This is a genomic window from Bordetella genomosp. 10 (assembly GCF_002261225.1).
Taxonomy (GTDB): domain Bacteria; phylum Pseudomonadota; class Gammaproteobacteria; order Burkholderiales; family Burkholderiaceae_B; genus Bordetella_C.
In genome coordinates this window covers 704,157-729,734 of record NZ_NEVM01000002.1, presented here as the reverse complement: position 1 = coordinate 729,734, position 25,578 = coordinate 704,157, and the positions used below count along the sequence as shown (strand labels likewise).

General features: G+C 68.2%; 26 protein-coding genes. 11 read left to right on the top strand and 15 right to left on the bottom strand.

Annotated elements, in window-relative coordinates; all coding sequences use genetic code 11:
• Genes CAL29_RS12660 through CAL29_RS12650 form a run of 3 tightly spaced genes read right to left on the bottom strand, consistent with a single transcriptional unit; the run spans position 1 to position 2,842 of the window.
• Entirely contained in the window at positions 1 to 858 is an 858-nt protein-coding gene (locus CAL29_RS12660) for a shikimate dehydrogenase family protein (protein ID WP_094853367.1), read from the bottom strand.
• Positions 855 to 1,946 carry a transketolase family protein gene (locus CAL29_RS12655; RefSeq protein ID WP_094853366.1) on the bottom strand — a complete coding sequence of 364 codons (1,092 nt, stop codon included), beginning with the start codon at positions 1,944 to 1,946 and terminating at the stop codon, positions 855 to 857. Before CAL29_RS12655 ends, CAL29_RS12660 begins: the two co-directional genes overlap by 4 nt.
• 2 nt (positions 1,947 to 1,948) lie before the next feature.
• A complete protein-coding gene (locus tag CAL29_RS12650; protein WP_094853365.1) occupies positions 1,949 to 2,842 on the bottom strand; it encodes a transketolase in 894 nt (297 codons plus the stop codon).
• Positions 2,843 to 2,952: 110 nt separating this feature from the next.
• Here CAL29_RS12650 and CAL29_RS12645 point away from each other — a divergent pair, with 110 nt between their 5' ends.
• Together CAL29_RS12645 and CAL29_RS12640 are read left to right on the top strand one after the other, a co-directional pair.
• Positions 2,953 to 3,663, top strand: coding sequence for a GntR family transcriptional regulator (locus CAL29_RS12645; protein WP_094853364.1), 711 nt, complete (start codon positions 2,953 to 2,955; stop codon positions 3,661 to 3,663).
• Positions 3,664 to 3,783: 120 nt separating this feature from the next.
• Positions 3,784 to 4,854: a glycerol dehydrogenase gene (locus CAL29_RS12640; RefSeq protein WP_094853363.1), complete on the top strand. Its 1,071-nt coding sequence runs from the start codon at positions 3,784 to 3,786 to the stop codon at positions 4,852 to 4,854.
• A gap of 30 nt (positions 4,855 to 4,884) precedes the next feature.
• On the opposite strand, the gene CAL29_RS12635 is transcribed toward CAL29_RS12640, so the two are convergent.
• The 3 genes from CAL29_RS12635 to CAL29_RS12625 are packed head-to-tail and all read right to left on the bottom strand — an operon-like array spanning position 4,885 to position 7,639.
• On the bottom strand, positions 4,885 to 5,820 hold the full coding sequence (locus CAL29_RS12635) for a 3-keto-5-aminohexanoate cleavage protein (protein ID WP_094853362.1): 936 nt from the start codon (positions 5,818 to 5,820) through the stop codon (positions 4,885 to 4,887).
• A 43-nt stretch (positions 5,821 to 5,863) separates the two neighbouring features.
• Positions 5,864 to 6,835, bottom strand: a complete 972-nt coding sequence (locus CAL29_RS12630) for a 3-hydroxyacyl-CoA dehydrogenase (RefSeq protein ID WP_094854053.1) — start codon at positions 6,833 to 6,835, stop codon at positions 5,864 to 5,866.
• Positions 6,836 to 6,856: 21 nt separating this feature from the next.
• Entirely contained in the window at positions 6,857 to 7,639 is a 783-nt protein-coding gene (locus CAL29_RS12625; protein ID WP_094853361.1) for an SDR family oxidoreductase, read from the bottom strand.
• A 349-nt stretch (positions 7,640 to 7,988) separates the two neighbouring features.
• Here CAL29_RS12625 and CAL29_RS12620 point away from each other — a divergent pair, with 349 nt between their 5' ends.
• The 6 genes from CAL29_RS12620 to CAL29_RS12595 all read left to right on the top strand — a co-directional run bounded on the left by CAL29_RS12620 (position 7,989) and on the right by CAL29_RS12595 (position 14,541).
• Positions 7,989 to 9,188, top strand: coding sequence for an ABC transporter substrate-binding protein (locus tag CAL29_RS12620; RefSeq protein WP_094853360.1), 1,200 nt, complete (start codon positions 7,989 to 7,991; stop codon positions 9,186 to 9,188).
• Positions 9,189 to 9,328: 140 nt separating this feature from the next.
• Entirely contained in the window at positions 9,329 to 10,195 is an 867-nt protein-coding gene (locus CAL29_RS12615; RefSeq protein WP_094853359.1) for a branched-chain amino acid ABC transporter permease, read from the top strand.
• A 12-nt stretch (positions 10,196 to 10,207) separates the two neighbouring features.
• Positions 10,208 to 11,989: a branched-chain amino acid ABC transporter ATP-binding protein/permease gene (locus tag CAL29_RS12610; RefSeq protein ID WP_094853358.1), complete on the top strand. Its 1,782-nt coding sequence runs from the start codon at positions 10,208 to 10,210 to the stop codon at positions 11,987 to 11,989.
• On the top strand, positions 11,982 to 12,686 hold the full coding sequence (locus tag CAL29_RS12605) for an ABC transporter ATP-binding protein (protein WP_094853357.1): 705 nt from the start codon (positions 11,982 to 11,984) through the stop codon (positions 12,684 to 12,686). Before CAL29_RS12610 ends, CAL29_RS12605 begins: the two co-directional genes overlap by 8 nt.
• 14 nt (positions 12,687 to 12,700) lie before the next feature.
• Complete coding sequence (locus tag CAL29_RS12600; RefSeq protein ID WP_094853356.1) at positions 12,701 to 13,693, top strand: NAD(P)H-quinone oxidoreductase; 993 nt, start codon at positions 12,701 to 12,703, stop codon at positions 13,691 to 13,693.
• Positions 13,694 to 13,758: 65 nt separating this feature from the next.
• Positions 13,759 to 14,541: an SDR family oxidoreductase gene (locus tag CAL29_RS12595; RefSeq protein ID WP_256977501.1), complete on the top strand. Its 783-nt coding sequence runs from the start codon at positions 13,759 to 13,761 to the stop codon at positions 14,539 to 14,541.
• Positions 14,542 to 14,627: 86 nt separating this feature from the next.
• On the opposite strand, the gene CAL29_RS12590 is transcribed toward CAL29_RS12595, so the two are convergent.
• The 8 genes from CAL29_RS12590 to CAL29_RS12555 form a co-directional block, all read right to left on the bottom strand.
• Complete coding sequence (locus CAL29_RS12590) at positions 14,628 to 15,389, bottom strand: FadR/GntR family transcriptional regulator (RefSeq protein WP_179284000.1); 762 nt, start codon at positions 15,387 to 15,389, stop codon at positions 14,628 to 14,630.
• A 65-nt stretch (positions 15,390 to 15,454) separates the two neighbouring features.
• A complete protein-coding gene (locus CAL29_RS12585; protein ID WP_256977422.1) occupies positions 15,455 to 16,363 on the bottom strand; it encodes an SDR family NAD(P)-dependent oxidoreductase in 909 nt (302 codons plus the stop codon).
• Positions 16,363 to 17,715, bottom strand: a complete 1,353-nt coding sequence (locus CAL29_RS12580; protein WP_094853353.1) for a dihydrolipoamide acetyltransferase family protein — start codon at positions 17,713 to 17,715, stop codon at positions 16,363 to 16,365. The genes CAL29_RS12585 and CAL29_RS12580 overlap by 1 nt, the downstream gene beginning before the upstream one ends.
• Positions 17,715 to 19,904, bottom strand: coding sequence for an alpha-ketoacid dehydrogenase subunit alpha/beta (locus CAL29_RS12575; protein WP_094853352.1), 2,190 nt, complete (start codon positions 19,902 to 19,904; stop codon positions 17,715 to 17,717). Before CAL29_RS12575 ends, CAL29_RS12580 begins: the two co-directional genes overlap by 1 nt.
• A gap of 8 nt (positions 19,905 to 19,912) precedes the next feature.
• Positions 19,913 to 20,704 carry an SDR family NAD(P)-dependent oxidoreductase gene (locus CAL29_RS12570; protein WP_094853351.1) on the bottom strand — a complete coding sequence of 264 codons (792 nt, stop codon included), beginning with the start codon at positions 20,702 to 20,704 and terminating at the stop codon, positions 19,913 to 19,915.
• Positions 20,705 to 20,940: 236 nt separating this feature from the next.
• A complete protein-coding gene (locus tag CAL29_RS12565) occupies positions 20,941 to 21,465 on the bottom strand; it encodes a hypothetical protein (protein WP_256977420.1) in 525 nt (174 codons plus the stop codon).
• A gap of 188 nt (positions 21,466 to 21,653) precedes the next feature.
• A complete protein-coding gene (locus CAL29_RS12560; RefSeq protein ID WP_094853350.1) occupies positions 21,654 to 22,634 on the bottom strand; it encodes a tetratricopeptide repeat protein in 981 nt (326 codons plus the stop codon).
• Positions 22,635 to 22,698: 64 nt separating this feature from the next.
• On the bottom strand, positions 22,699 to 23,151 hold the full coding sequence (locus CAL29_RS12555) for a MarR family winged helix-turn-helix transcriptional regulator (protein ID WP_094853349.1): 453 nt from the start codon (positions 23,149 to 23,151) through the stop codon (positions 22,699 to 22,701).
• Between the two features lie 182 nt (positions 23,152 to 23,333).
• On the opposite strand from CAL29_RS12555, the gene CAL29_RS12550 reads away from it, so the two are divergent.
• The 3 genes from CAL29_RS12550 (at position 23,334) to CAL29_RS12540 (ending at position 25,204) form a co-directional block, all read left to right on the top strand.
• Entirely contained in the window at positions 23,334 to 23,840 is a 507-nt protein-coding gene (locus tag CAL29_RS12550) for an NADPH-dependent FMN reductase (RefSeq protein ID WP_218831846.1), read from the top strand.
• 297 nt (positions 23,841 to 24,137) lie between these two features.
• The gene (locus tag CAL29_RS12545) at positions 24,138 to 24,623 is read left to right on the top strand and encodes a hypothetical protein (protein WP_256977500.1); all 486 of its coding nucleotides are present in this window, start codon (positions 24,138 to 24,140) and stop codon (positions 24,621 to 24,623) included.
• 128 nt (positions 24,624 to 24,751) lie between these two features.
• Positions 24,752 to 25,204 carry a hypothetical protein gene (locus tag CAL29_RS12540; RefSeq protein WP_094854050.1) on the top strand — a complete coding sequence of 151 codons (453 nt, stop codon included), beginning with the start codon at positions 24,752 to 24,754 and terminating at the stop codon, positions 25,202 to 25,204.
• Between the two features lie 14 nt (positions 25,205 to 25,218).
• On the opposite strand, the gene CAL29_RS12535 is transcribed toward CAL29_RS12540, so the two are convergent.
• Positions 25,219 to 25,575 (bottom strand): GFA family protein, encoded by a 357-nt coding sequence (locus tag CAL29_RS12535; RefSeq protein WP_094853347.1) that lies wholly within the window; start codon positions 25,573 to 25,575, stop codon positions 25,219 to 25,221.
• Between the last annotated feature and the right edge of the window lie 3 nt (positions 25,576 to 25,578).

Genomic DNA, 25,578 nt, shown 5'->3' with positions numbered 1-25,578 from the left:
TCAAGCCGCGGCCGCCGGCCCGGGCACGCCCAGGAACCGCGCCATCAGGGCGATCTGCGCCGCCAGCATGGGCGCGCCGTAGTGGACCGGGCAGCCCCGTTGCCGCGCCGCCCGCAACAGCGCCGTCTCGCGCGGCTGCATGATGATCTCGCACACCCGCTGGTCCGGCGTCAGCCGCGCCGCGTCCAGCGGCAGCGCATCGCCCTCGCGCAAGCCCAGCGAGGTGGCGTTGACCACCAGGTCGTGGCCCGAGGGATCGGGCGTGCCCACGACGACGTCGGCGGCGGCATCCAGCCGCGCCAGGCGCTGCTTCAAGTCCTCGGCCTTGGCGCGGGTGCGGTTGGCGATGGTCAGGCGCGACACGCCGGCCTGCACCAGCGCGAAGGCGATGGCGTTGGCGGCGCCGCCGGCGCCCGCCAGGTAGGCGCTGCGGCCGCGCGGCTCCACGCCGGCGTCGCGCAGGCCGCCGACGAATCCCTCGCCGTCGAGCATGTGGCCGACCATGCGGCCGTCGGCCTCGCGCCGCACCACGTTGGCGGCGCCGATCAGGCGCGCGCTGTCGCTGACCTCGTCGCACAGCCCGACGATGGCGGTCTTGTGCGGCACCGTCACGATGACGCCGCCCAGGTTGCGCAGGCCGCGCAGTCCCTGGATGACCTGCGCCAGCGTGTCCGCGCCCGCGTGCAGCGGCACCAGCACGCCGTCATGGCCCAGCGCGGCGAAATGCTCGTTCATCCGCTGCGGCGTCTGCACGTGATGGATGGGATCGGCCAGGATGCCGTAGATCCGGGTTTCGCCGGTAATGGTAATGGTCGCGTTCTTGGTGGTGGCCGTGTCGGTGGCCGTCGGCGTCTTCATCCTCGTTTCCCCTTGGCAAGTTGTTCGCGGGCCACCTGGGCCACGCCGTCGGCGTCCAGACGATAGTGGGCGTACAGCGTGGTCGGCGGCGCGATCAGGCTGTACTCGTCCTGGATGCCGTGACGGTACAGGCGCACGCCCAGGCCTTCGTCGGCCAGCACCTCGGCCACCGCCGACCCCAGCCCGCCCAGCACGTTGTGTTCTTCCACCGTGACCAGCAAACGGCAGCCGGCGGCCGCGCGCAGCACCGCCTCGCGGTCCAGCGGCTTGATGGTGGGCATGTCGACGACGCCCACGGAATGGCCCTCGGCGCGCAAGGCCTGGGCGGCGTCCAGCGCCGCCCGCACGCCGATGCCGCAGGCGATCAGCGTCAGGTCCGCGCCCTCGGCGTGCACGATGGCCTTGCCGAAGCTGAAGGGCTGCCCGTCCTGGTACACCTGCGGCTCGCGCCCGCGGCCGATGCGGAAATAGATGGGCTCCGGCCAGTCGACCGAGGCCTTGATCGCCGACGCCAGTTGCGGCCCGTCGGCGGGCGACACCACGGTCAAGCCCGCGATGGCGCGCATGGTGGAGATATCTTCCGTGGCGTGATGCGAGGTGCCGTAGAAACCCAGGCTGATGCCGGTATGGTGCCCGATCAGCCGCACCGGCAGCCGCGTATAGGCCACGTCCATGCGGATCTGTTCGCAGCACAGCAGTCCCAGGAAGGACGCGAAGGTGGCGACGAAAGGCATGTGCCCGGTCGTCGCCAGCCCGGCCGCCGCCGACACCATGTTCTGCTCCGAGATGCCGAATTGTACGTACCGCTCGGGATAGGCCTGGGCGTAGCGGTTCAGGCCGTTGGAATACTGCAGGTCGGCGGCGCCCGCCACGATGGGATGGCCCGCCTGCGTCAATTCAATCAAGGCATCCGACAAATAGGACAGCCCGGGATTGAGCGCGTTCAGCGCGCGGTACTGCCAGGAGTCCGGCGAGCGCGGCGCGGCCGCCTCGACGTGCGTGCCGGCGCCCACGGCGCCGCCGCGGTCCGCGTCATTCCGCGCATGCCCTTCGCCCTGCCCGTCCCTGGAATTCGCTTGCCGTGTCATCGTCAGATCTCCCGCGCCATGATTTCTTCGCGCGCGCGCCGCGCGTCTTCCGGGGCCAGATATCCCAGATGCCAGCCGGGCTCCTTCTCCATGTAGGACACGCCCTTGCCCTTGACGGTGCGCGCGATCACGCAGGCCGGTTGCGCGCGCGTCCGGTCCGCCTTGAGCCGGCGCAGCAGGGGCGCCAGCGCCGCCAGGTCGTGGCCGTCGACCTCGTGCACCTGCCAGCCGAAGCTGGACCATTTGTCCTTGAGCGATTCGACGCCCATGACGTCGTCGACCTTGCCGTCGAGCTGATAGCCGTTGCGGTCGACGATGGCCACCAGCCGGCCCAGGCGATGGTGGGCGGCGAACAGCGCGGCTTCCCACACCTGCCCTTCCTGCATCTCGCCGTCTCCCAGCATGACGAAGACATCGAAATCGCCGCCGGCCAGGCGGCCGCCCAGCGCCATGCCGGCGCCGTTGGACAAGGCATGGCCGATGGAGCCCGAACTGAAGTCGACGCCCGGCACCTTGGTCATGTCCGGATGGTCGCCCAGCGGGCTGCCCAGGCGCGTGTAGCCGTCCAGCAGCGACTTGTCGAAAAAGCCGTGGTCCGCCAGCACGGGAAACAGGCCCACCGCGGCATGGCCCTTGCCCATGAGGAAGCGGTCGCGGCCGGCCCAGCCCGGATCGCCGTCGCGCAGGCGCATGACGTCGTAATAGAGCGCGGCGAAGATCTCCGCGCAGGAAAACACCGAACTGTAGTGTCCCACCTTGGCGATCTCGATCAGCCGCAGCGTTTCCAGGCGGATGAAGCGGGCCTTCTCCCGCAAGCGCGCCAGTTGCTCGGGCGCCAGGGCCGCCGCCCCGCTTGCGGGATGCGCCTCGACGGGCGCGCCAGGCGCTTGGGCCATGGTCTGTCTCCTCGTTATCGTAAAAATATATGATATATAATATAGCGAATAAGCCGAAAAAAGCGCGGCGCAGGCTAAAATTTCCTCTCCCTTTTTTCGACGCGCAAGACATGGTCAACCTGAAGCCGGTCAAGAAAGAAAATCTCTCGGTCCGGGTCTACAACGAAATCCGCGAAGCCCTGATCAACGGCCAGTACGAGCCGGGGGAACGCCTGATCATCGGCGAGCTCGCGCAGGCCCTGGGCGTCTCCATCACGCCGGTGCGCGAAGCCATCTTCCGCCTGATCAGCGAGCAAGGCCTGGAAATGCAGGCGGCCACCGCCGTCTACGTGCCCTACGTCAATTCGGCCAAGCTCAGCGAAATCCAGCAGATCCGCTTCCACCTGGAAGGCATGGGCGCCGCGGAGGCCGCGCGCCAGATCACCCCCAAGCAGCTCGACAACCTGGTGGCCCTGCAGGCGCAGTTCATCGGCTGCACCTCCACCGACCCCAAGCGCGCCAGCTACCTGAACCGCAAGTTCCACTTCGCGATCCTCGAAGCCAGCCGCATGCCGGTGCTGCGCACCACGGTGGAATCGTTCTGGGTCATTACCGGCCCCATCCTGAAAGTCTTCCACGTCAAGACCGCCGGCCTGGATTATTCGCAGGGCCAGCACCGGCATGAAGCCGTGCTCGAGGCCTTGAAGGCGCGCGACGCCGAAGCCGCGCGCGCGGCCCTGCAAGCCGACATTTCCTGGGGCGGCAAGATCATGATCGACTGGCTGATCGAGAAGGAAAAGGAACAGGAAGCGCTGGAAGACGCCGTGCCGGCGAGGAAATGACGCCCGGCCGCGCGGCAGGCGGCCGTCGGAAGCATGGCCGCCGCATCCGCGGCGCGGCGAGCGCGGCGGCCCCGGCCGCAGGGCCCGCCGGACAAGACGACATAAGAACGAGGAGACATCGTGCTGAAAATATTCGGCGGCCCCAGCCGCTACATCCAGGGGCCGGACGCCGTCGCGCGTCTGGGCGAGGCGATGGCGCTGTTCGGCCCGCACGCCGCGCTGGTCATCGACAGCTACGTCCTCGACGTCCACGGCGCGCGGCTGCGCGGCCTGTGCGAGGCGAGCGGGGTCGCCACCCACGTCCTGCCGGTCGAAGGCGAAATGACGCCGGCCTCCATCCAGGCGCTGTGCCGGCGCGCCGCCGCCACGCCGGCCCGCGCGGTGGTGGCCGTGGGCGGCGGCAAGGCGCTGGACGCCGGCAAGGCCGTGGCCCGCGCCCTGCACGGCCACCTGGTCACCGTGCCGACGGTCGCCTCCAACGACGCGCCCACCAGCAAGAACTATGTGCTGTATGACGAGCATCACAACCTGGTGGCGGTCGAGCACATGCTGTTCAACCCGACGATGGTGATCGTCGATACGGCCCTGGTGGCGACCGCGCCCGCGCATTTCTTCCGCGCCGGCCTGGGCGATGCCATTTCCAAGAAATTCGAAGCGGCGCAGTGCCATGCGGCGGGCGGTCCCAATATGTACGGCGGCGCCTCCACGCTGACGGCGCAGTTGATCGCCGACGGTTGCTACCGCACGCTGATCGACGACGGCGCCGCGGCCTTGTCGGCGGCGGGCAGCGGCCAGCCCACCCCGGCATTCGAGCGCGCGGTCGAAGCCATGATCCTGATGAGCGGCCTGGGTTTCGAAAGCGGCGGCCTGTCCATCGCCCACGCCCTGACCCGCGGCTTGCCGCGCATCGCCGGCGTGGGCCGCGCCATGCACGGCTTGCAGGTGGCCCTGGGGCTGCTGGTTCAATTGGATCTGGAACGGCGCGACGACCGGGTGCTGGCAGGACTGGAGGACTGGTACGCCGCCACCGGCCTGCCCACCACGCTGAAGGCCCTGGGCGCGGGTGACATCGACGACGGGCAATTGCGCCTCGCCGCCGAACTCACGCTGAAGGCCCGCCATGCCGCCAACTTCGGCCATGCGCTCACCGTCGACGAACTGGCCGGCGCGCTGAAGCGGCGCGCCGGCTGAACGGCGCGGCGCCCGGGCGGGTGCCGTGGCCTAGAACGCCACGTTGTTTCCGCCCTTCAGGCCCAGCTTCTCGCGGGCCTCGTCGGGCGTGGCCACTTCCAGGTTGAGCGCTTCGATGATGGTGCGGATGCGCTCGACCTGCGACCGGTTGGACTGCGCCAGTTGCCCGGGCCCGATCCACAGCGAATCCTCCAGGCCGACGCGCACGTTCGAGCCCATCGCCGCGCCCATGGTCGCCAGCGGAATCTGCGCGCGGCCGGCGCCGAGGATGGACCACTCGTAGCCCCCCGTCCCGAACAGCCGGTCGGCCGTGCGCCGCATATGCATCAGGTCCTCGGGGTCCGGCCCGATGCCGCCCAGGATGCCGAACACCGACTGGATGAAGGGCGGCGACTTGATCAGGCCGCGATCCATGAAGTGCTTGAGGTTGTACAGGTGGCTGATGTCGTAGCACTCGAACTCGAAGCGCGTGCCGTTGGCATTGCCGATGGTCAGGATGTCCTCGATGTCCTGGTAGGTGTTGCGGAAGATCAGCGAACGGCTGTTCTCCAGGTGCTCGCGCTCCCAGTCGTGCTTGAATTCCTTGAAGCGGTTGAGCATCGGGAACAGGCCGAAATTCATCGACCCCATGTTCAGCGACGCCACTTCCGGCTTGAAGGTCGACGCCGGGCGCATGCGCTCGGCCACCGTCATGTGCGGGCTGCCGCCCGTGGTGATGTTGACGACGGCGTCGGTCTCGGCCTTGATGCGCTTGAGGAAGGGCTCGAACAGCGCCGGATCCTGCGACGGCTTGCCGGTCTCGGGATCGCGCGCGTGCAGGTGCAGGATGGCGGCGCCCGCGCGGGCCGCGCCGATGGCGGCCTCGGCGATCTCGTCGGCCGTCACCGGCAGGTACGGCGACATGCTGGGCGTATGGATGGCGCCGGTGACGGCGCAGGTGATCACGACTTTCTTCTTGGTGGCCATGTGTCTCTCTCCGTGGGGGTTCTTGCGTCTTGGGCGGACCCGATCAGGCCCCGCGCTCCTTGCATTCCTTGCGTTCCTCGCCTTCCTTGCGCTCGGCCTCCTGCTTGTGCCGCAGCAGTTGCATCAGGCGTTCGTCGCGCCAGAAGCGGCGCGCGTGCAGGTCGGCCGCCGGCAGGCGCTCGCGCCGCTGCGCCTCCAGGTCCTGCACGGCCGGCCCCTGCCACGCCGGCTCGCCGGTCTGGCTGGCGCCGATGGACCGGTACATGCCGTTATAGCGCGCGCAATAGTCGGCGATGCCGCCCGGCGCGTTCAGGTCTATGGTTTCGAACGGTCCCATGAAGGCCCAGCGCAGTCCCAGGCCATCCTTGACCGTGGCGTCGATGTCCTCGACGCTGGCATAGCCGGCTTCGGCCAGGCGCAGGGCTTCCTGCAGCAGCGCGCCCTGCAGGCGATTGAGGATGAAACCCTCGATCTCGCGCCGCACCACCACCGGCTTCTGCCCCACTTCGCGCATGATGGCGACGCAATGCGCGATCGTCTCCGGCGCGGTCCAGGGCGCGCCGCAGACCTCCACCACGGGCACCAGATACGGCGGGTTCACGGGATGGGCGACCAGGCAGCGCGCCTGGCCCGGCACCTCGCGCGAAAACAGGCTGGCGCGGATGCTGGACGTGGAACTGGCGAGGATGGCGGTGGCCGGCGCCAGCGCGTCCAGTTGCGCGAACAGGGCCTGCTTGACGGCCAGGTCCTCGGGCGAATTCTCCTGCACGTAGTCGACGCCCGCCAGGGCGGTCTCCAGCGTGTCGGCCAGCGCGACCCGCGCGAGGATGGCGTCGGGATCGCCGGACAGGCCATGGTCGCGCAAGGTGCGCAACTGCCGCGCCACCAGCATGCGCCCTTCCCCGGCCTTGGCCGGGTCGCTGTCGTACATGCGCACCGACCAGCCGGCGCGCGCGAAAACGATGGCCCAGCCCTGCCCGATCAGGCCGCAGCCGATGATGGCGGCTATCCCCATGTCGATGCCCTCCGCATCCAATCAATAGAGTTTCTGCGTCAGGCCGTCGATGACGATGGCCTGGCCCGTCACGCTGCGCGCCGCGTCGCTGGCGTTGAACAGCACCATATTGGCGATGTCGCGCGCGGTGACCATGCGTCCCAGCACGGCCTGGTTCTCGTACTGCGTGGCGATCTCCTCGACCGGCCGGCCCAGCGTCCTGGCCTTGGCGTCGATCACCGCGCGGATGCGCGGCCCCTCCACCGCGCCGGGCAGGATGGCGTTGACCCGCACGCCGTGCGGCCCCAGCTCGATCGCCAGCGACTTGGTGAAGCCCACCACCGCCCACTTGGAAGCCGAATAGGCCGACCGGCCCGCGAAGCCCAGATGGCCGGCGGCGGACGACAGGTTGATCATCACCCCCGCCGTCGACGTCTTCAGCAGCGGCACGGCCAGGCGCGCGCACAGGAACTGCCCGGTGATGTTCACCGCCAGCGTGCGGTCCCAATCGGCCTTGGACAGGTCCTCCACGAAACCCGTGGGCCCGGCCACGCCGGCGTTGTTGATCAGGATATCGAGGCCGCCGAGGCTCGCGCCGACCTGTTCGAACAAGCGGGCCACGCTCGCCTCGTCCGAGACGTCGGCCACGGTGGTGGCCACGCCGGGCAGGTCGCGCCGCAGGTCGTCCAGCCGCGCCGCGTTGATGTCGCACACCAGCAGGGATGCGCCGGCGGCATGGAACAGGCGCGTCATCTCCAATCCCAGGCCATCGGCGCCGGCGGTGATCAACACCTTGCGGCCACGCAAACTGCAATCCTCGAACATGCTTCGTCTCCTGTGTCGCCGGGCTCGCGGCGGGAGTCCGGATGACTCCGCGCCGTGGCCCGCGATCCGTTGCGCGGCGCCCGGCGTGTTGGGGAAATCCCCCATGCACGCGCCTGGGTCGCCCTCTAGAATAAATCACCTGCCGGTGGGTGTTTTTTAAAAATATATCATATATTATGTACCATCCAACGCCGCACCGAGGGCCCTTTCGAAGGCCCCGGGCAGGCCTGGGGCAGAGCCTGGAGCATTGCGTTCGACCGGACGCCCGACGCGTCCCCGCAGGGGCGGCGCGAGGGGCCGCGCAAGCGGCAAGGCACCGCGATCAGACCATCAACAAGGAGCGAGACATATGTTCAAGATCAGGAAAATCGCCTTGGCGCTGGGCGCCTGCGGCGTGCTGGCCAGCGCGGCCGCGCATGCCGACATCAAGGTCGGCGCGCTTTTCCCCTTCAGCGGCGCGCTGGCCCTGCTGGGCCAGGAAAGCTTCCGCGGCCTGGAGCTGGCGGTCAATGAAGTCAACGCCGCCGGCGGCATCAACGGCGAGAAGGTCGAGATCCTCAAGGCCGACGCCGTCGATCCCAACCAGGCCGTGTCGGAAACCAAGCGCCTGATCTCCTCCAACGTCGTCGGCGTGTTCGGCAGCTATGCCTCCGGCATCTCCTACGCCGCCTCGCCGGTCACCGAGCTGGCGGGCGTGCCCTACTTCGAACTGGGCGCCACGGCGCACAAGATCACCACGCGCGGCTACAAATACCTGTTCCGCACCAATCCCAACACCGCGCTGTACGGCGTCTCGGTGGTCAACGCCCTGCACGACATCGTCGCGCCGGGCATGGGCCTGAATCCCAAGGACATCAAGATCGGCATCATCCACGAGGACGGCCCCTACGGCACCGACGTGGCCGCCACCGAGAAGCAGCGCGCCGCGGAACTGGGCTATACCGTCGCCGAGGTGCTGCCCTACTCGGCCAAGACGGTGGACCTGTCCTCGCTCATCCTGCGCCTGAAGGGCGCCGGCGTGAACGTGGTGCTGCAGACCGCCTACCAGAACGACGCCATCCTTTACTTCAACCAGGCCAAGGCGGCGGGTTTCAAGCCCAAGGTCGTCATCGGCGCGGGCGGCGGCTATTCGCTGGCCGACACCGCCAAGGCCGTGGGCGCCGGCATGAACGGCGTGTTCGACCTCGACTTCCCGCAATCCTCCATCAATCCCGCCGGCGCGCCCGGCCTGGACAAGTTCCTGCAGGCCTACAAGGCCGCGTACAAGAGCGACCCGCAGTCCGGCCACAGCCTGACCAACTACGTCGGCGCCAAGGTCTTCCTGGAAGCCATCGCCAACGCCAAGTCGACCGACAAGGACAAGATCCGCGCGGCAGTGCTGGCCTACAAGAAGCCCGCCGGCCAGTCGGCCAACGGCTGGGGCTTCGATTTCGGCGAGGACGGCCAGAACAAGGCCTCGGACTTCTACATCATGCAGTGGCAGAACGGCCAACTGGTCACCATCGCCCCCAGCAATCTCGCCCTCGGCAAGCCCGTCTTCAATAAATAAACCCGGGCTGTGGGACCGCGGCGCGCCATGAAACGCGCCGGGCAACCCCGATACAAGTTGTCGGCAGGACGCGGCGCGGCAGCGCCGGCGCGCGCTTCGCGGGAGGCGCGCGCCACGTCCTCCATATGCGAGGCTGCTCAATGGATATCCTGATTCAACTCATCATCAACGGCCTGTTGCTGGGCGGCGCCTACGCCATCATCAGCCTGGGCCTGACGCTGATTTTCGGCGTCGTGCGCGTGGTGAACTTCGCGCACGGCGAATTCCTGATGATAGGCATGTACCTCGTGTACCTGGCCGCCAGCCATTTCGGCATCCACCCCTACGTGGGGCTGGTGCCGGTGGCCCTCATCCTGTTCGCGCTGGGCGCGGCGACCCAGCGGCTGGTGATACAGCCCCTGCTCAACGCCGACGAGCATATCCAGATCTTCGCCACGGTGGGCATCTCCACCATCCTGCTGAACCTGGCCCTGGTGGTGTTCGGCGCCAACGTGCTGCGCGCCCCCGTCGAACTGGGCACCGACTCGATCTCGGTCGGCAACTACGCCATGGTGACCGGCCAGTTGATCACCTTCCTGGCCGCGCTGGTCCTGGCCGTCCTGCTGCACCTGTTCATGCACCGCACCTACCTGGGCCGCGCGCTGCGCGCCGTGGCCCAGCACCGCTACGCCGCCATGCTCATGGGCGTGAACGTCAAGGCGGTGTACGTGCTGGCCTTCGGCCTGGGCACGGCCTTCGTCGGCATCGCGGCGGGCCTGCTGGCGCCGCAATACCCGGTCTTTCCGACCGTGGGCACCTATTTCGTGCTGACCGCCTTCGTCATCGTCGTGCTGGGCGGCATGGGCAGCCTCTACGGCGCCGTCGCCGGGTCGATGATCATCGGCGTGGTCGATACGCTGGCCGGCTACTACATCGCGCCCGACCTCAAGGAGGTGGTGTACTTCGGCATCTTCCTGCTGATCCTCGTCTTGCGCCCGACCGGCCTGTTCGGCGTCGGCACGGAATAAAAGGAGCGCGACATGTTTCCGGATTTTCGCAGCCCCAAGGCTTACGTCAGCCTGATCCTGTTGATCGCCATGTTCGTCGTGCCCGCGCTGCTGGACACGCCCTTCTGGATCAATCTCTTCGTGCTCCTGTTCGTGTTCTCGGCCATGTCCGTGGCCTGGAACATCGTCGGCGGCTATGCCGGCCAGTTGTCGCTGGGCCACGCCGTGTTCTACGGCATAGGGGGCTATACGGCGACCCTGCTGACGCAGAACTTCGGCATCACGCCGTGGATAGGCATGCTGGCCGGCGCGGTCATCTCCGCGCTGGTGGCGGTGGTGATCAGCTACCCCACCCTGCGCCTGAAAGGCCCCTTCTTCGCGCTGGCCACCATCGCCATCCTGGAAGTGGTGCGGCTGCTGGTCATCCACGAGGAAAGCTGGACCGGCGGCTCCAGCGGCATCAGCCTGCCGCTGAACATCGGCTGGACCTGGATGGTGTTCCGCGAGAAGCTGAACTACCTGATCATCGCCTACGGCCTGTTCCTCGTGGTGCTGTGGGTCTCGTGGAAGATCCGCAAATCGCGCATGGGCCATTACCTGATCGCCATCCGCGAACGCGAGGACGCGGCGCGCGCGGTCGGCATCAATACCGTCAACATGAAGATCCTGGCGGCGGTGATCTCGGCCGCGTTGACCAGCATCGTCGGCACCTTCCACATCACCTATCTCACCTTCGTCGATCCGGGCTCGGCGTTCTCGCTGGACCTGTCGGTCCAGGTCGCCATGTTCGCCCTCATCGGCGGCCTGGGCACGGTCGCCGGGCCCATCGCCGGCACCTTCCTGGTGCTGCCCATCGCCGAACTGGCGCGCGGCTGGCTGAGCGGCGCGGGCAACGGCATGCACGGGCTGGTCTACGGCCTGATCCTGGTCGGCGTGGTGCTGACCATCCCGCGCGGGCTGGCCGGCGCCCTGGGCCCCATGGTGGAGCGCATGCTGGATCGCCTGCCCTATCTGGGCGCCCGGCGCGCCGCGGCGGTCCGGGCGGCGGCGGCGCCCGCCGCCGCCAACGACGGACAGGCCACGCCGGTGCTCAAGGCCGAGAACCTGTTCAAGAACTTCGGCGGGCTGCGCGCCACCAACGACGTCTCGCTGGAACTCGGCCGCAACGAAATCCTCGGCGTCATCGGCCCCAACGGCGCGGGCAAGACGACGGTGTTCAATCTGCTGTCGGGCTTCCTGTCGCCGGACCAGGGCCGGGTCTCGCTGCGCGACGCCGGCGGCGCCTGGGTGCAATGCGCCACGCCCAGCCAGTTCGCGCGCAAGGGCCTGGGCCGCACCTTCCAGATCGCCAAGCCTTTCACCGGCCTGTCGGTCCTGGAAAACATCATGCTGGGCGCCTTCATCAATACCGCCGACCGCGACGAGGCCGAGCGGATCGCCCGCGAAGTGGCCGAGCGCACGCACCTGACCAGATTCCTGCACACCGAGGCGCGCAATCTCACCGTGGGCGGCATGAAGCGGCTGGAGATCGCCCGCGCCCTGGCGACGCGGCCGCGCATCCTGCTGCTCGACGAAGTCATGGCGGGGCTCAATCCGACCGACATCGAGGAAGCCATCCGCATGATCCGCGGCATCCGCGACAGCGGCGTGTCCGTGCTGCTCATCGAGCACATGATGCAGGCCACCATGGCCCTGTCCGACCGCATCATCGTCATCAACGAAGGCAGCGTGCTGGTCAGCGGCAAGCCGCGCGACGTGGTGGAACATCCCGCCGTGATCGAGGCCTACCTGGGCAAGGACTACCAAGATGCTTAAAGTCTCCAAACTCCGCTCCGGCTACGGCAAGACGCAGGTGCTCGACGGCCTGGACTTCGAGGTGCACGCCGGGGAGATCGTCACGCTGATCGGCGCCAACGGCGCCGGCAAGACCACCACGCTGAAGACCCTGTGCGGCGCCATGGCCAGCACCGGCGGCAAGGTGGAATTCATGGGCCGGGACCTGACCAACCGCGCGCCCTACGACATCGTCGACGCGGGCATCACCATGATCCCCGAGGGGCGCCAGTTGTTTCCGCACTTCACCGTGCGCGACAACCTGCTGATGGGCTCGTTCAAGCGCGCCGCGCGGGCCGGCGCCCAGCGCAAGATGGCCGAGGTGCTGGACATTTTCCCGCGGGTGCGCGAACGGCTGGGCCAGTTGGCGGGGTCGCTCTCGGGCGGCGAGCAGCAGATGGTGGCCATCGCGCGGGGCATGATGGCGGATCCCAAATTGTTGATGTTCGACGAGCCTTCCCTGGGACTTTCCCCCCTGCTGGTCCAGCAGATGTTCGACGTCATCCGCCAGGTCACGGCCGTCGGCGTCACCGTGCTGCTGGTGGAACAGAACGTGTTCCGGACGCTGCGGCTGGCGGATCGCGGCTATGTGCTGGAAAATGGCGCCATCGTGCGCAGCGGCACCGGTCCGGAGCTGCTCAATGATCCGCACGTGAAGAAAGCCTATCTCGGACACTGAAACCGGAACTCATCATGTCTAAATTCAAGTACATCGATCACGGCCAGGGCGGCGCGCCCGACTGCATGGTGCTCGCCGAGCGCGAATGGGAACAGCCCGGCGGACGCCAGGTGCTGATCGAAGTGGCGTATGCGGGCGTCAACCGCCCGGACTGCCTGCAGCGCGCCGGCGCCTATCCCCCGCCGCCGGGGGCGTCCCCCTACCTAGGCCTGGAAGTCTCCGGGCGCGTCGTCGCCGTCGGACCGGACGTGCGGGAACGCAAGGTGGGCGACACCGTGTGCGCGCTGACGCCCGGCGGCGGCTACGCGGAATACGCCCTGGCCGACGAACGGCATTGCCTGCCCGTGCCCAAGGGCATGGATCTGCTGGCCGCGGCCTGCGTGCCGGAAAACTACTTCACCGTCTGGACCAATGTGTTCGAGCGGGCGCACCTGGCCAAGGGCGAGAAATTCCTGGTCCACGGCGGGTCGAGCGGCATCGGCCTGACGGCCATCCAGCTCGCGCACGCGTTCGGCGCCGAGGTCTGGACCACCGTCGGCAACGAGGAAAAGGCGGAAGCCTGCCGCAAGGCCGGGGCCGACCACGTCATCCTGTACAAGGAACAGGACTTCGAAAGCGCCATCAAGGACGGCACCGGCAAGCGCGGCGTCGACGTGATCCTGGATATGGTGGGTGGGGAATACATCAACAAGAACCTCCGCTGCCTGGCGGTGGAGGGGCGCGTGGTGCAGATCGCCTTCCTGGAAGGCGCCAAGGCGCAGATCGACGCCACGCCCATCATGGTCAAGCGCCTGACCTTCACCGGCTCGACCCTGCGGCCCCGCAGCGACGACGACAAGGCGCTCATCGCCCGGGCCCTGGCGGAGAGGGTGGTGCCGCTGATGGAACAGGGGAAATGCCTGCCGGTGATCCACAAGGTGTTTCCCCTGGCCGAGGCCGCGCAGGCGCATGCGCTGATGGAAAGCAGCCGGCACATCGGCAAGATCGCGTTCAAGGTGCAGGCGTGAACATGGCCGGCGGAGGTGTCGTGAGTGGCGGCGCAAACGGGAATGGTGAAAACGGGGGCGGCGCCATAGGGGGCGGCGCGCCGGGCGCGCGTTTCGCCGGCCAGACGGCCTACGTCACGGGCGCGGTCGGCGGCATCGGTTCGGCCATCGCGCGCGCGCTGGCCGCCGAGGGCGCCGCCGTCGGCCTCATCGACCGCGATCCGGAAGGCGGGGCGCGGCTGCAGGCCGAACTCGAGGCCGCCGGCCATCGCGCGCGCTACGCCAACGCGGACGTGCAGGACTTCGCCGCCTGCCAGGCGGCCTGCGACCAACTGGGCGCGGCGCTGGGCGGCGCCGACATCCTGGTCAACAACGTCGGCATCTCGCCCAAGACCGATGGCCGTGCCCTCAAGGTCTGGGAAATGCCCCCCAAGGAATGGGAGACCGTCATGGCGGTCAACCTGAACAGCGTGTACTACATGGCGCACCTGACCACGCCGCATATGGTGCGGCGGCGCCAGGGGCGGATCATCAACATGTCCTCCGTCGCCGGCAAGGCCTATTGCGACATCGTCGCCGGGCATTACGCGGCGACCAAGGCGGCCTTGATCGGCCTGACGCGGCATTGGGCGGGGGAATTGGGCGAGTACGGCATCACCGTCAACGGCGTGGCGCCGGGACGCATCGCCACGCCCCTGCTCAAGAGCGTGCCGCGGGAGATCAACGACGCGGTGGCGGAGATCACCGCCTTGCGGCGGCTGGGGACGCCCGAGGAAGTGGCCGACGCCTGCCTGTTCCTGGCGTCGGACCAGGCGCGCTTCATCACCGGCCAGGTGGTGGACGTGGCGGGCGGGTGGTTGATGACCTGAGGTGATCGATGACCTGATGCCGTGCCGAGGGGCGCGACATCAGGCCGCCGCAGCGCGGGCCAGGCTTGCTCCTGCCGGCGGTGGGACTAGGCGCCGCCGTCCTGCCGGTACAAGGCCAGCCGCGCGGCCGCGTTGTTCAGGTGGGCGGCGGCGGCTTCGCTGGCCGCATCGGCGTCGCCCGCCTCTATCGCGCGCAGGATGGCCTCGTGCTCCTGCTGCACCTGCCAGACCCATTGCGCCGAGCGCGTGCGCGTATTCTTGCGCGCCAGCCGGATCATGCGCCGGACGCGCGCGTCCAGGAAATCCGAGAAAGCCATGAAATACCGGTTGCCGCTGGCGTGGACGATGGCGCGGTGGAATTCGCCGTCCTCGTCGGCGCCGTCCCCCGCTTCGCGCGTCACGTCGTAGAGCCGGGCGTAGGCCTGCCGGATGGCCTGCAATGCCCGCGCGTCGCGGCGTTCGGCCGCCAGCCGCGTGGCGGGCACCTCCACCGACAGCAGGAATTCGAACAACTCGCGCAGGTCTTCGCCGCTTTCGACGTTGGGCTCCAGGCGGAAGACATTGCTGCCGGCCGGATTGACGAACTGGCCGCGGCCCTGGTGCGCGATCACCAGGCCGTCCGCCTTGAGCAGGGACATGGCCTCGCGGATGACCGGACGGCTGACGCCATAGGCCTGGGCGAGCTCCGCCTCGGTCGGCAGCTTGTTGTCGGGATCGACGATATCGCGCCGCGCGATGGCGCCGCGCAGGCGTTCGGCCACCTCCGCGGGCAGCGTGGCGGCGCGCGCGATGGGCGGCTCGCCGCGCAGCGCGGCGAAGGCGGGGGATTTCTTCGCGGCGTCGATCATGGTCGTCGTTGATTCCTCGTCCGGGCCTGTAGATGGCGGGGCGGACATGCGTTCATGGCCCGGCGCTAGCCCGGCACATACAGGCCGCCGTTCACGTGCAGCACCTGCGCGGTAATGAAACTGGCGTCGTCGCTGCACAGGAAGGCGATGGCCGTGGCGACCTCGTGGGCCTGCCCCAGCCGCTTGAGCATGGACTGGGACACCGATTCGTCCGCCCGCGTCTTGAGCAGTTCCGCCACCATGGGGGTCTCGATGATACCCGGAGAAACCGCGTTGACCCGGGTGGCGGGGCCGAGTTCGCGGGCGATGCTGCGGGTAAAGCTGAGCAAGGCCCCCTTGGAAGCGCTGTAGTGCGCATTGCGGAATGCGCCCCGGTGGGCCGCCAGCGAACTGATGTTGACGATGGCGCTGCCGGGACGCAGCAGGGGCACGAGGCGCTGCGTCAGGTAGAACACGCCGTCGAGGTTGATGGCCAGCGTCTTGCGCCACTGCTCGTCGCTCATGTCGGCGAGCGGGTCGGCGGGATAGATGCCCGCGGCCGGCACGAGGAAATCGACGCCGCCCCACGCCGCGCGGAGGCGGGCCGCGGCGGCGTCGGCGTCGCGCGGCGAGGAAACGTCCATCGCGTGGGTGAGTAGGCGCGCGGCGGCGGCATCGTGGGCCTGGGCGGAATTCCTGGCCGAGGCGCCCTCCTTCTCCGGGACGTTCCCGGCCGTCGCGGCGGCCGCCCGTTCCGGGTCCGCGCCCAGCTCGCGCGCCAGCGCCGCGAGGGCGGCCGCGTCGCGGTCGATCAGGTACAGGCGCGCGCCGCTGTCGTGGAACAGCCGCGCCACCGCCCGGCCGATGCCGCCCGTGGCGCCCGTCAGCACCAGGATGCGGTCTTTGAAGTCATGCTTGGCCATGGTGAATCTTCCGTTGTCGCTGTCTTCGTTGCCGATGTCTTCGTTATTGCCGTCTTCGCTATCCGGGGGCATCACACCAGCATCGTCGCCGGATGCTCCATATAGCGCTGGAAACGCGCCAGCCATCGGGCCGCCAGGGCGCCGTCGATCGCGCGGTGGTCCACCGACAAGGTGTATTCCATCACCACGCCGGCGCCCAGTTGGCCGTCCGCCTCGACCACCGGGACGCGGTTGCTAGCGCCCACGGCCAGGATGGCCGATTGCGGCGGGTTGATGATGGCGGCGAATTCCGTCACGCCGTACATGCCCAGGTTGCTGATGGCGAAGGTCCCGCCCTGGTATTCATGGGGCAGCAGGCGCGATTCGCGGGCCCGGGCGGCCAGTTCGGCCATCGTCGCGTTGAGACGGGACAGCGGCATCGCTTCCACCGCATGCAGGACCGGCGTGATCAGGCCGCCCGGCGTCGCCACCGCCACGGCGATATCGACCTGCCGGTAACGCTGCATGGCGCTGTCGGTCCAGATCACGTTCATCTCGGGCAGGTCCCGCAACGCGCACGCGGCGGCCTTGATCACGAAGTCGTTGACGGAGAACCTGCGCTTGGCGGGCGCCTCGCCGGCCGCATGCCGGCCGGGGTCCGCGTGGGACGAGCCGTACGCGTGCGCGCCTTCCCGTCCGCTCCGTTCCGCGTGGTTGAGTTGCTCGCGCAAGGCTTGCAGCGCCTCCATGCGGCACTTTCCACGCAGGTAGAAATGGGGGATGTGCTGCTTGCTCTCGGTCAGCCGCCGCGCGATGGTGGCGCGCATGGGCGTATGCGGGATGCGCTCGAACGCGGCTTCGGCCGCGGTCTCCCCGGCCGCCGGCGCCGTGGCCTGCGCAACGGCCGCCCGGGCAGCCTGCGCCCGTTCTATATCCCGCTTGACCACCCTGCCCGCCGGGCCGCTGCCCTGCAGCTCCTCCAACGGGATGCCCGCTTGCCGCGCCAGCTTGCGAGCCAATGGACTGGCGAAATAGCGTTCGGAGGCGGGACGAGCAGCCGGCGCAGCGGCCTGCGGCATTGCGGATGTGGAAGCAGGACCGGTTGTGGAAGCCGAGGCAGAGGCGGCAGCGGCAGCGCTGGCGGCGACCGCCTTGCCATTCCCCGCCTGCTGCGACAACAAGGCTTCGATCGCCTCAGCCGATTCCCCTTGCGCCAGCACCACCGCGAGAGGGGCGCCTACCGCCACCTGGTCCCCGGCCCGCGCCAGCCGGCGCGCCAGGGTCCCCGCCGTCCCGGCATTCAGGTCCACCACGGCCTTGTCCGTCTCGATGCTGGCGACGACGTCGTCGGCCGCCACCGTGGCGCCTTCCTCCACCAGCCATTCGACCAACTGGGCCGCCGCGGCGTTGGCCGAGATCTCCGGCATGCGTATCAACGTAGGCATCACGCCGCTCCCTGGTTGGCCATGACTTCGCGCAGCGCCGCTTCCACTTCATCGGTGCGCGCGGCCGCAGCCCGTTCCAACACCTTGGAAATGCTCGGCGCCGCCAGCCCGCCCGTCACCCGCTGCACCGGCTGGTCCAGCCAATCGAAGAAACGGCGCTGGATCTCGTCCGCCAGCCAGCCGCCATAGGACGTTCCGCGCGCGCCCTGCTCCACGATCAGCACGTTGTTGGTCTTGCGAATGCTGGCGCCCAGCGTCTCCCAGTCCAGGCTGGCGCGATCCAGCCAGCGCAGGTCCACCAGGTCGCCGCGCACGCCGCAGCGGTCCATCGCCTCGGCCGCGTGCCCCACCATCGACAGGTAGGCGATCACCGTCACGTCGGGGCCGCTGCGCCGTAACGCCGCCTTGCCCACCGGCAGGTGGTAGTCGTAGTCGTCGACCGGTCCCGGCCCCTTGCTGTTGTAGAGGTCGACGTGCTCGATGACCAGGACGGGATCGCGGCACTGCAGCGCCGAGTTCATCAATCCCACATAATCGTAGGGATTGGACGGCGCCACGATGCGCCATCCGGGACATGTCGCAAAAATCCCCGCCGGGTCCATCGAATGCTGGGACCCGTATCCCGTGCCCATCGCCACCTTGGTGCGCAACACCAGCGGCACTTCGTCGCGCCCGCCGAACATGTGGCGGACCTTGCCGATCTGGTTGAACACCTGGTCCGCCGCCACCCACACGAAGTCCGGGTACATGAATTCCACGACCGGCCGGTAGCGGCCGTCCAGCGCCATGCCGCCGGCCAGGCCCACGAAGGCGTTCTCGCTGATGGGCGTTCCCAGGCAACGGTCCGGGTAGCGTTGGCTGAGTCCGCGCGTGGCGCCGTTGGTGCCGCCCTTCAGGCGATGCACGTCCTCGCCCATCACCACGACGCCGGGATCGCGCGCCATGCGCCGGTCCATCACGTCGGCCACGACGTCGATGAATGCCCGTTCGGCCTGCGCCACCTCGCCGCTGTCGTGCTCCGCGTAGCGCAAGCCCTGCATCTCCGACAGGTCGCCCAGGATGCCGACGTCGCGGAAATCGGGCGACGGCCACAAGGCGGGCCGAATGCGGCGCTTGCCTTCCCCCGCCGCGGCGTCGGCTTCGGTCAAGGCCGCCACCGCCTGGCGCATCGCCTCCCGCACGCGCTCGCGCAAGGCCTGCACGCCGGCCTCGTCGATCAGGCCGCGCGCCTGCATGCGCGCCGCCATCAAGGCCAGCGGGTCGCGCGCGCGCCAGGCCTGTTCCTCTTCCTTGCTGCGATAGCCGAAGGCGCTGCCCGCATAGGGACCGTTCTGGTGGAAGAACCGGTAGACGTCGGCCTCGATCACCGTCGGCCCGTTGCCGGCGCGCATATGGGCCAGCGCCGCCTGCATCGCCAGGTGGACCGCCAGCGGATCCATTCCGTCGACCTGCCAACTGGGAATGTTGAAGCCCAGGCCGCGCGCCGACAGGCGCGGCTCGGCGGTGCTTTCCTCGACGTGGGTCGACACCGCATAGCGGTTGTTCTCGATGAAGAAGCACAGGGGCAGCTTCCACGCGGCCGCCAGGTTCATCGTCTCCAGCACCGAGCCGATATTCACCGCGCCGTCGCCGAAATAGCTGACCATCACCGCATCGGTGCCCGCATGGCGATGCGCCCAGGCCTGCCCCGCCGCCATGGGCACGCCGCCGCCGACGATGGCATTGGTGCCCAGCGCGCCCGCTTCGGTCCAGCGCAAATGCATGGAGCCGCCGCGGCCGTTGCAGAAGCCTTGCGCCAGGCCCAGGATTTCGGCCAGGGTGCGTTGCAGCAGGTCCCGCACCGCGGGCGCCAGTTCGGCGCGCGGATCGATGCCGTCCGGGCACAGATACGCCAGCGACTTGGACAGGAACTGATGATGGCCCCGATGCGAACCGTTGACGCCGTCCCGCGCGCGCAGCGTCACGATGGAGCCGGCCGCGCCGCCCTCCTGCCCGATGCTCGAATGCGCCGGCCCATGCACCAGGCCTTGCGCGGCCAGGTCCAGGACGGCCTCCTCGAAACCGCGGATCAAATGGCAATGGGCCAGCAAGGTGCCCAGCAAGGCGGGATCCGCGTTCTCCCAATCCTCATCGGTGGCGGTCAGCGCGGTCCACGAGGAGCGCGGCGTCAATGGCGTAAGTCTGGGCATGGCGATTCCTACAGGTATCCATTGGCGGTCCACCCGCCGTCGGCCAGCATGGCGTGGCCCGTCACGAAGGCGGCCTCGTCGGAGGCCAGGAAGCAGGCCACGGCGGCCACGTCCTCGGGCGTGCCGAGGCGCCCCAGCGGCGTGCGCGCGGCGATGCGCTCCGCGTCCAGGGCGCCGCGCCCGATCAGCGCGTCCACCAGGGCGGTGCGGATATAGCCCGGGCACAGCGCGTTGACGCGGATGCCCAGCCCGGCCCACTCCACGGCCAGCGACTTGCTCAGCGCCACCACGCCGGCCTTGGCCGCGCAATAGGCGGCCCGCTCGGGCGCGGCCACCACGCCATACATCGAGGCCGTATTCAGGATGACGCCGCCGCCGGACGGCTGCATCAGCCGCGCGGCTTGCTGGCAGCAATAGAACACCCCGGAAAGATCGATATCGATCGCGCGCCGCCAATCGGCCGGCGCCAGTTCCAGCGACGGCCGGTTCATCGAAATGCCGGCGTTGTTCAGCAGCACGTCCAACCGTCCGTAATGGGCGCGCACCGTTTCGAAAGCCTGCGCCACCTGGACGTCGTCGGCCACCGAGGCGGCGACGCACAAGGTTTGGATGCCGGGATAGTCTTCCTGAAGTTGCGCCTGCGCGGCGAACAGCCCCTCGCCGTCGATGTCCAGCAACGCCAGCCGCGCCCCTCGGGCGGCAAAAGCGTCGAGCATGGCGCGTCCTATTCCTTGTGCCGCGCCGGTACACAGTACGACCCGGCCCGCATGCGCGCCGGCCGCCTCCCTGGAAATCGCCATGACCTTGTCTCGTTATCTGGGAATTATTTATTGGAGATGAAGTCCGTGCGCAGCGCGTGCGTCACAGCTCATCATGGCGCACAGCTTATCCGTATATCAGGTCATCTTACAATTAAGGGTTTACCCTTTAAATAGAAGCCATGCCGCTGTTTTAGAACGGGGTATCCAGAACTTGGAACCGGCGCGATTCGGGCCCGGAAAGACGCGCATGGGCGCGGAACCGCCCGGCGATGCCGCTAGCGCCGCGGCCAGAGGCGGCAATACGTCTGGCTGCTTTCCAGGTTCGGGCCCATGCTGCCATCGGCCTGGATCACCTTGATCCAGCCGTCGGGATCCGACTTGGTCGGCGTATCGCCGCAATTGTTGTGGACCCAATGGATGCCGCCGTCGAAGGGAATGCCGCAGACCTCCAGCCGGTCGCCCACCGCGATCGTGTCCAGCGGCGCCGGCACGGCTTTCGAATGGGGCCGATACCCCGACGCGAAGACATTGTCGATGGCGACGTCATACGTCGCGCCGTCCCGGTCCTTCAAGGTCAGATGGGTATGCGACAGCTCGACGCCCTTCTTGTACATGCCGTGCCGGAACTTGGGCGGGGAGACCACCTGCCCCACCAGCAGCTTGCCGCCGGCCGCCCTGCATTCGCCGACGTCGCTGGCGTAGGCGTTCGCGGACTGTAGAGCCAGGGCCAGCAAGGCCCCGATAAAGACATGCGTTCGCGCTCGAACGAGGCGGCTTTGACGCGCGCACAAAGACGACATGGACATCCTCCAGCGATTCCCGGCCAGCAAGGCGGCAGGGCCAATCGAAAATTCCGGACGCCACGATACCGAAATCTCGCGCTCCCTGCTGTATCGCCCCGCTGTACTGCCTATCCCGCGGCTACCCGCCGCGGCGGCCGCGGGACAATGCGCGTCCCGCAGTCACGCCCGCGGGACGGCGCCGTCGATCAGGTCCAGTCGTCGTCGGACCCGCCGCCGCTATCCCAGGAATCCCCGCCGTCGCCGGAAGCATCGCTATTGCTCCAGGGATAGTCGATATTCCAGGTCTGGCCATTGCCGTCGTCGTTGTTCTTCAACTTGCGGGTCGGGTCGTCATCGTCCCAGGAACCGGCGTCGCGCAGGCCGAAATCCTTGCCCCCCATGTCGTAGCCGGCTTCCGTGGAATCCGCCGAGGCATCGCGCGTCGCGCCGGTATCGACGGCATTGCCCGTCGCCGGCGCGCCGCCGTGCAGCACCCGGTTCACCAGCGCCTCGCCGGCGGCCACGCCCGCGCCCACCGCGGCGCCGGTCGCCAGGCCGCCCAGGATGCCGGAGCCCAGGCCGCCGCCGGCCTGGCCCGGCGCGGGTCCGCCCGGATAGCCGCCTGGATAGCCGTATCCGCCTTGCGGACCGGCGGGAGGCGGCCCGCCATAAGGCGTGGTGCGCGTGACGCCGCCATAGCCATAAGGACCAGGCCCGGAAGCGGCCGACGCATAAGCGGCGCGCCGGCGGGCCTGCATGACCAGCGCGATGACGATCACCAGCGCCGCGATGCCCAGCATCATCCCCCAGGGAATGCCGCCGGCGGCGCCGCGCGCGTGCGCGGCGCTGCCCGAGGCGATCAGCGTGCGCAATTCGTCCACCGAACCGGGTCTGGCGAAACGCTGGTCGGGATCCAGGCGCAGCGCGGTATTCAGCTCCGCCTGTGCCTGTTGCAGCTTGCCCTGCTTGCCCAGCAGTTCGGCCTCGACGAAATGCGCCTTGGCGCTGTTCGGATGATCGCGCAGGATCTGGTCCATCATTTCCTGGGCCTGGCGGTAGTTGCCGGCCTGCGCGGCCTGGTACACCTGGTCCGGCGTGGCCTCGGCGGCCAGCACGCTGCCGCTGGCGAACAGGCAGGCGGCCAGCAATAGCGATCCGGCGAAGGATTTGGAGCGTGCGGCGTGCATAGTGAGTCCTCCCATGATCCCCGTAAGATAAGGGCGGACGCGGGAAGTTCAATGCGCGGCGGGCTTACGCCTGCCTTTCCTTCATCGCATCGGTGAACTTTCGCAACAAGAGCGGAAACGCCTCCTGCTCTGCCGTGGGCCAGGCGGCAATCAACTCGCCTAGCAATTGACGGCGCGCCTTGACGATGGCGTCGACCGCGCGCGCCCCGGCCTTCGTAATCGCGGCCGCCCTCACCCGCATGTCTTCGCCGGCGGCGGGCCGCTTGACCAGTCCAAGCCGTTCCAGCTTGGCGATCTGGCGGCTGACCGTGGAGGGATCGCGGCCCGCCCTCTCCGCGAGCTGCGCAACGCTCAGCGCCGGCGCCGCGCTCAGGCGCACCAGCAAGGGGAACAGCGCCCGGTCCAGCGACACGCCCGCCGCGCGCAGCAGCACTTCGTCCTGACGGGGGCTGTTCAGCATCCCGGTCAGTTCGATGAGCGCCGCCGCGATGGCATCCACATTACGTGTATCGTACATGCTTTACACCTGCCCATGGGATCGTCATAATACATGTATCGTACATGCTTTTGAAGGCGCCGCCATGGACGCAAGGAAAACCGTGCTGCTGATCATGGGCAGCACGCGAGCGGGCAGGAAGTGCCCTCAGATCGCCGCATGGGTGCAATCTCTCGCCCAGCGGGCCGGCCCGGACTTCCTGTATGAAGTCGTCGACCTCGCGCAATGGCGGCTGCCGATGGACGACGAGCCAGGACATACCCGCCCTGGGGCGCTACACGCAGGCCCACACCCTCGCGTGGAGCGAGAAAATCCAGGGCGCCGCCGCCGTCGCCTTCATTACGCCGCAATTCAACTGGGGCTATCCCGCCGTACTCAAGAACGCCATCGATCACCTGTACCGGGAATGGCGGGAAAAACCCACGATGATCGTGACCTATGGCGGGCACGGCGGCACCCGCTGCGACCGGCAGCTTCGACGCGTGGCGGCCGCGGTCGGAATGAGCGTGGTTCCCACCACGCCCACGCTTCGACTACCCGACCCGGTGATCCGCGAGGGCGCCATGCTGGACCCCGACCGGCATTTTCAGGACGCCATTCCCAAAGTCACGCGCGCATTCATGGAATTGAAAGACCGGATCGACGATCATGAAAACGCGCTTACGAAGAGCAGACGGAAATGGAAGGCTTTTATCGCCAGGATTTCATAAGCGTTTGAATAAAAAGAACGTGGAGACACCCGCTCTTGTTTCATTTTTTATCACTCTTTCACCCGTATTCCGCCAAAATGCGCAGCACGCAAAGGCGACTCGACGATGTCGAGCGCGCCAGGGAAGCCATATAGTCGAAACATCGACCATTCGCCGCACGGAAAGAAGATGCGAGAAGCAACAGCGCTGAAGAATTACCAGATAAACCGGGCGTCGATGCCCGCCGGCAAGCCGGCAAGCAGCCCCGCTCCAGCCTCCGGCAAACGGGTCACGTTGTATGTCCTCGCGGCCGCGGTCATGAGCTTGAGCTGTTCAGCCTGCAGCTCGCTGTATTCGGAAGGCGCGCAAGCGGGCGCCGGTATCGGCGGCGCCGCCCTGGCCTCGAAGGTGACGAACAACGCCGCGGTGGCGACCGGCATCGGCCTGGGCGCCGTCGCGCTGGCCAAGGCCGGGGTCCAGTACACCGAACGGGTGGTCCACAACAATACCCAGAACAGCATCGCGAAGGCGGCCGGCCCGCTGGCCGTGGGCGGCGTGGCGCCCTGGTCGATCGATCACTCCTTCCCCATCGAGGACGACGCGCACGGCCGCGTGACCGTCAGCCGCACCATAAGCACCGGCGGACTCGACTGCAAGGAGATCGTTTTCTCGGTCGACCAGCCCGCGACCAAGGACACCGCGGCCTCCAGCGCGTTCTACGTCGCGTCCGTGTGCCGCGATGGAAAGACGTGGAAATGGGCCTCGGCGGAGCCGGCGACGGACCGGTGGGGCTCGCTTCAATGAGCACGAGCCTCGTTCCAGGGAAGGTCCCTCGCTCGCGCAACCAGCCGTCCTCCCCGCCGCATGAGCGCCGCGCGCGCCGATGGGGCGTGCCGGCGGCGCTGGCCGTGCTCGGCGGCTGCATTGCGCTCATGACCAGCGGCTGCTCGTCCATCGGCGCGGCAAGCGGCGCCGCGGCGGCGATGGCTTCCGGCGTGGTCACCGCGAATCCGGCCGTTGGCATCGGCATAGGCATCACCGTGCAGGCCGTCACCGACGAGGCCGTCAACCGCTACATGAAGAACATGCACGCGGACCAGCAGATACTCATTGCGCAGACGGCCGGCCAGTTGCCCGTGGACGGCACCGGCACTTGGCGCGTCAAGCACTTCCTGCCGGTCGAGAACGGCCACGGCAAGGTGCGCGTGACCCGCGAGTTTTCGTCGGCGCTGGCGGATTGCAAGGAATTCGCCTTTTCCGTGCAGGACGGCGATACCGCCGATGCGCCGGAACAATGGTTCACCGCCACGGCTTGCCGGGACCAGGCCAATTGGAAGTGGGCGACCGCCGAAGCGGCGGTGGAGCGCTGGGGCACGCTGCAGTAGGACTGCGCGGCGCGTCAGGCGCTGCGTCCGTCCACCGCCGTCGGGTTCAGGGCGCGGGCGTCCACCCCTTCCAGGCAATTGAGATTGACGGCGGCGATCCTGTCGCCGTTTTTCGTCTCGCCATAGGCGAAGCCCTGGACGCCGCAGGTGCGGCAGAACAAATGCTGGATCTGGTGGGTATTGAAACGATACTCCGTCAGGTTCTCGGCGCCGGAGATGAGCTTGAACTTGTCGCGCGGCGCGAACGCGAGCACGAAACCCATCGGTTTGCAGCGCGAGCAATTGCAGACCACCGCGCCGCCGATATCCACCTCGACCTCGTACTTGACCGCGCCGCATTGGCAGCCGCCCCGATAACGATTCTCTGGCATGAT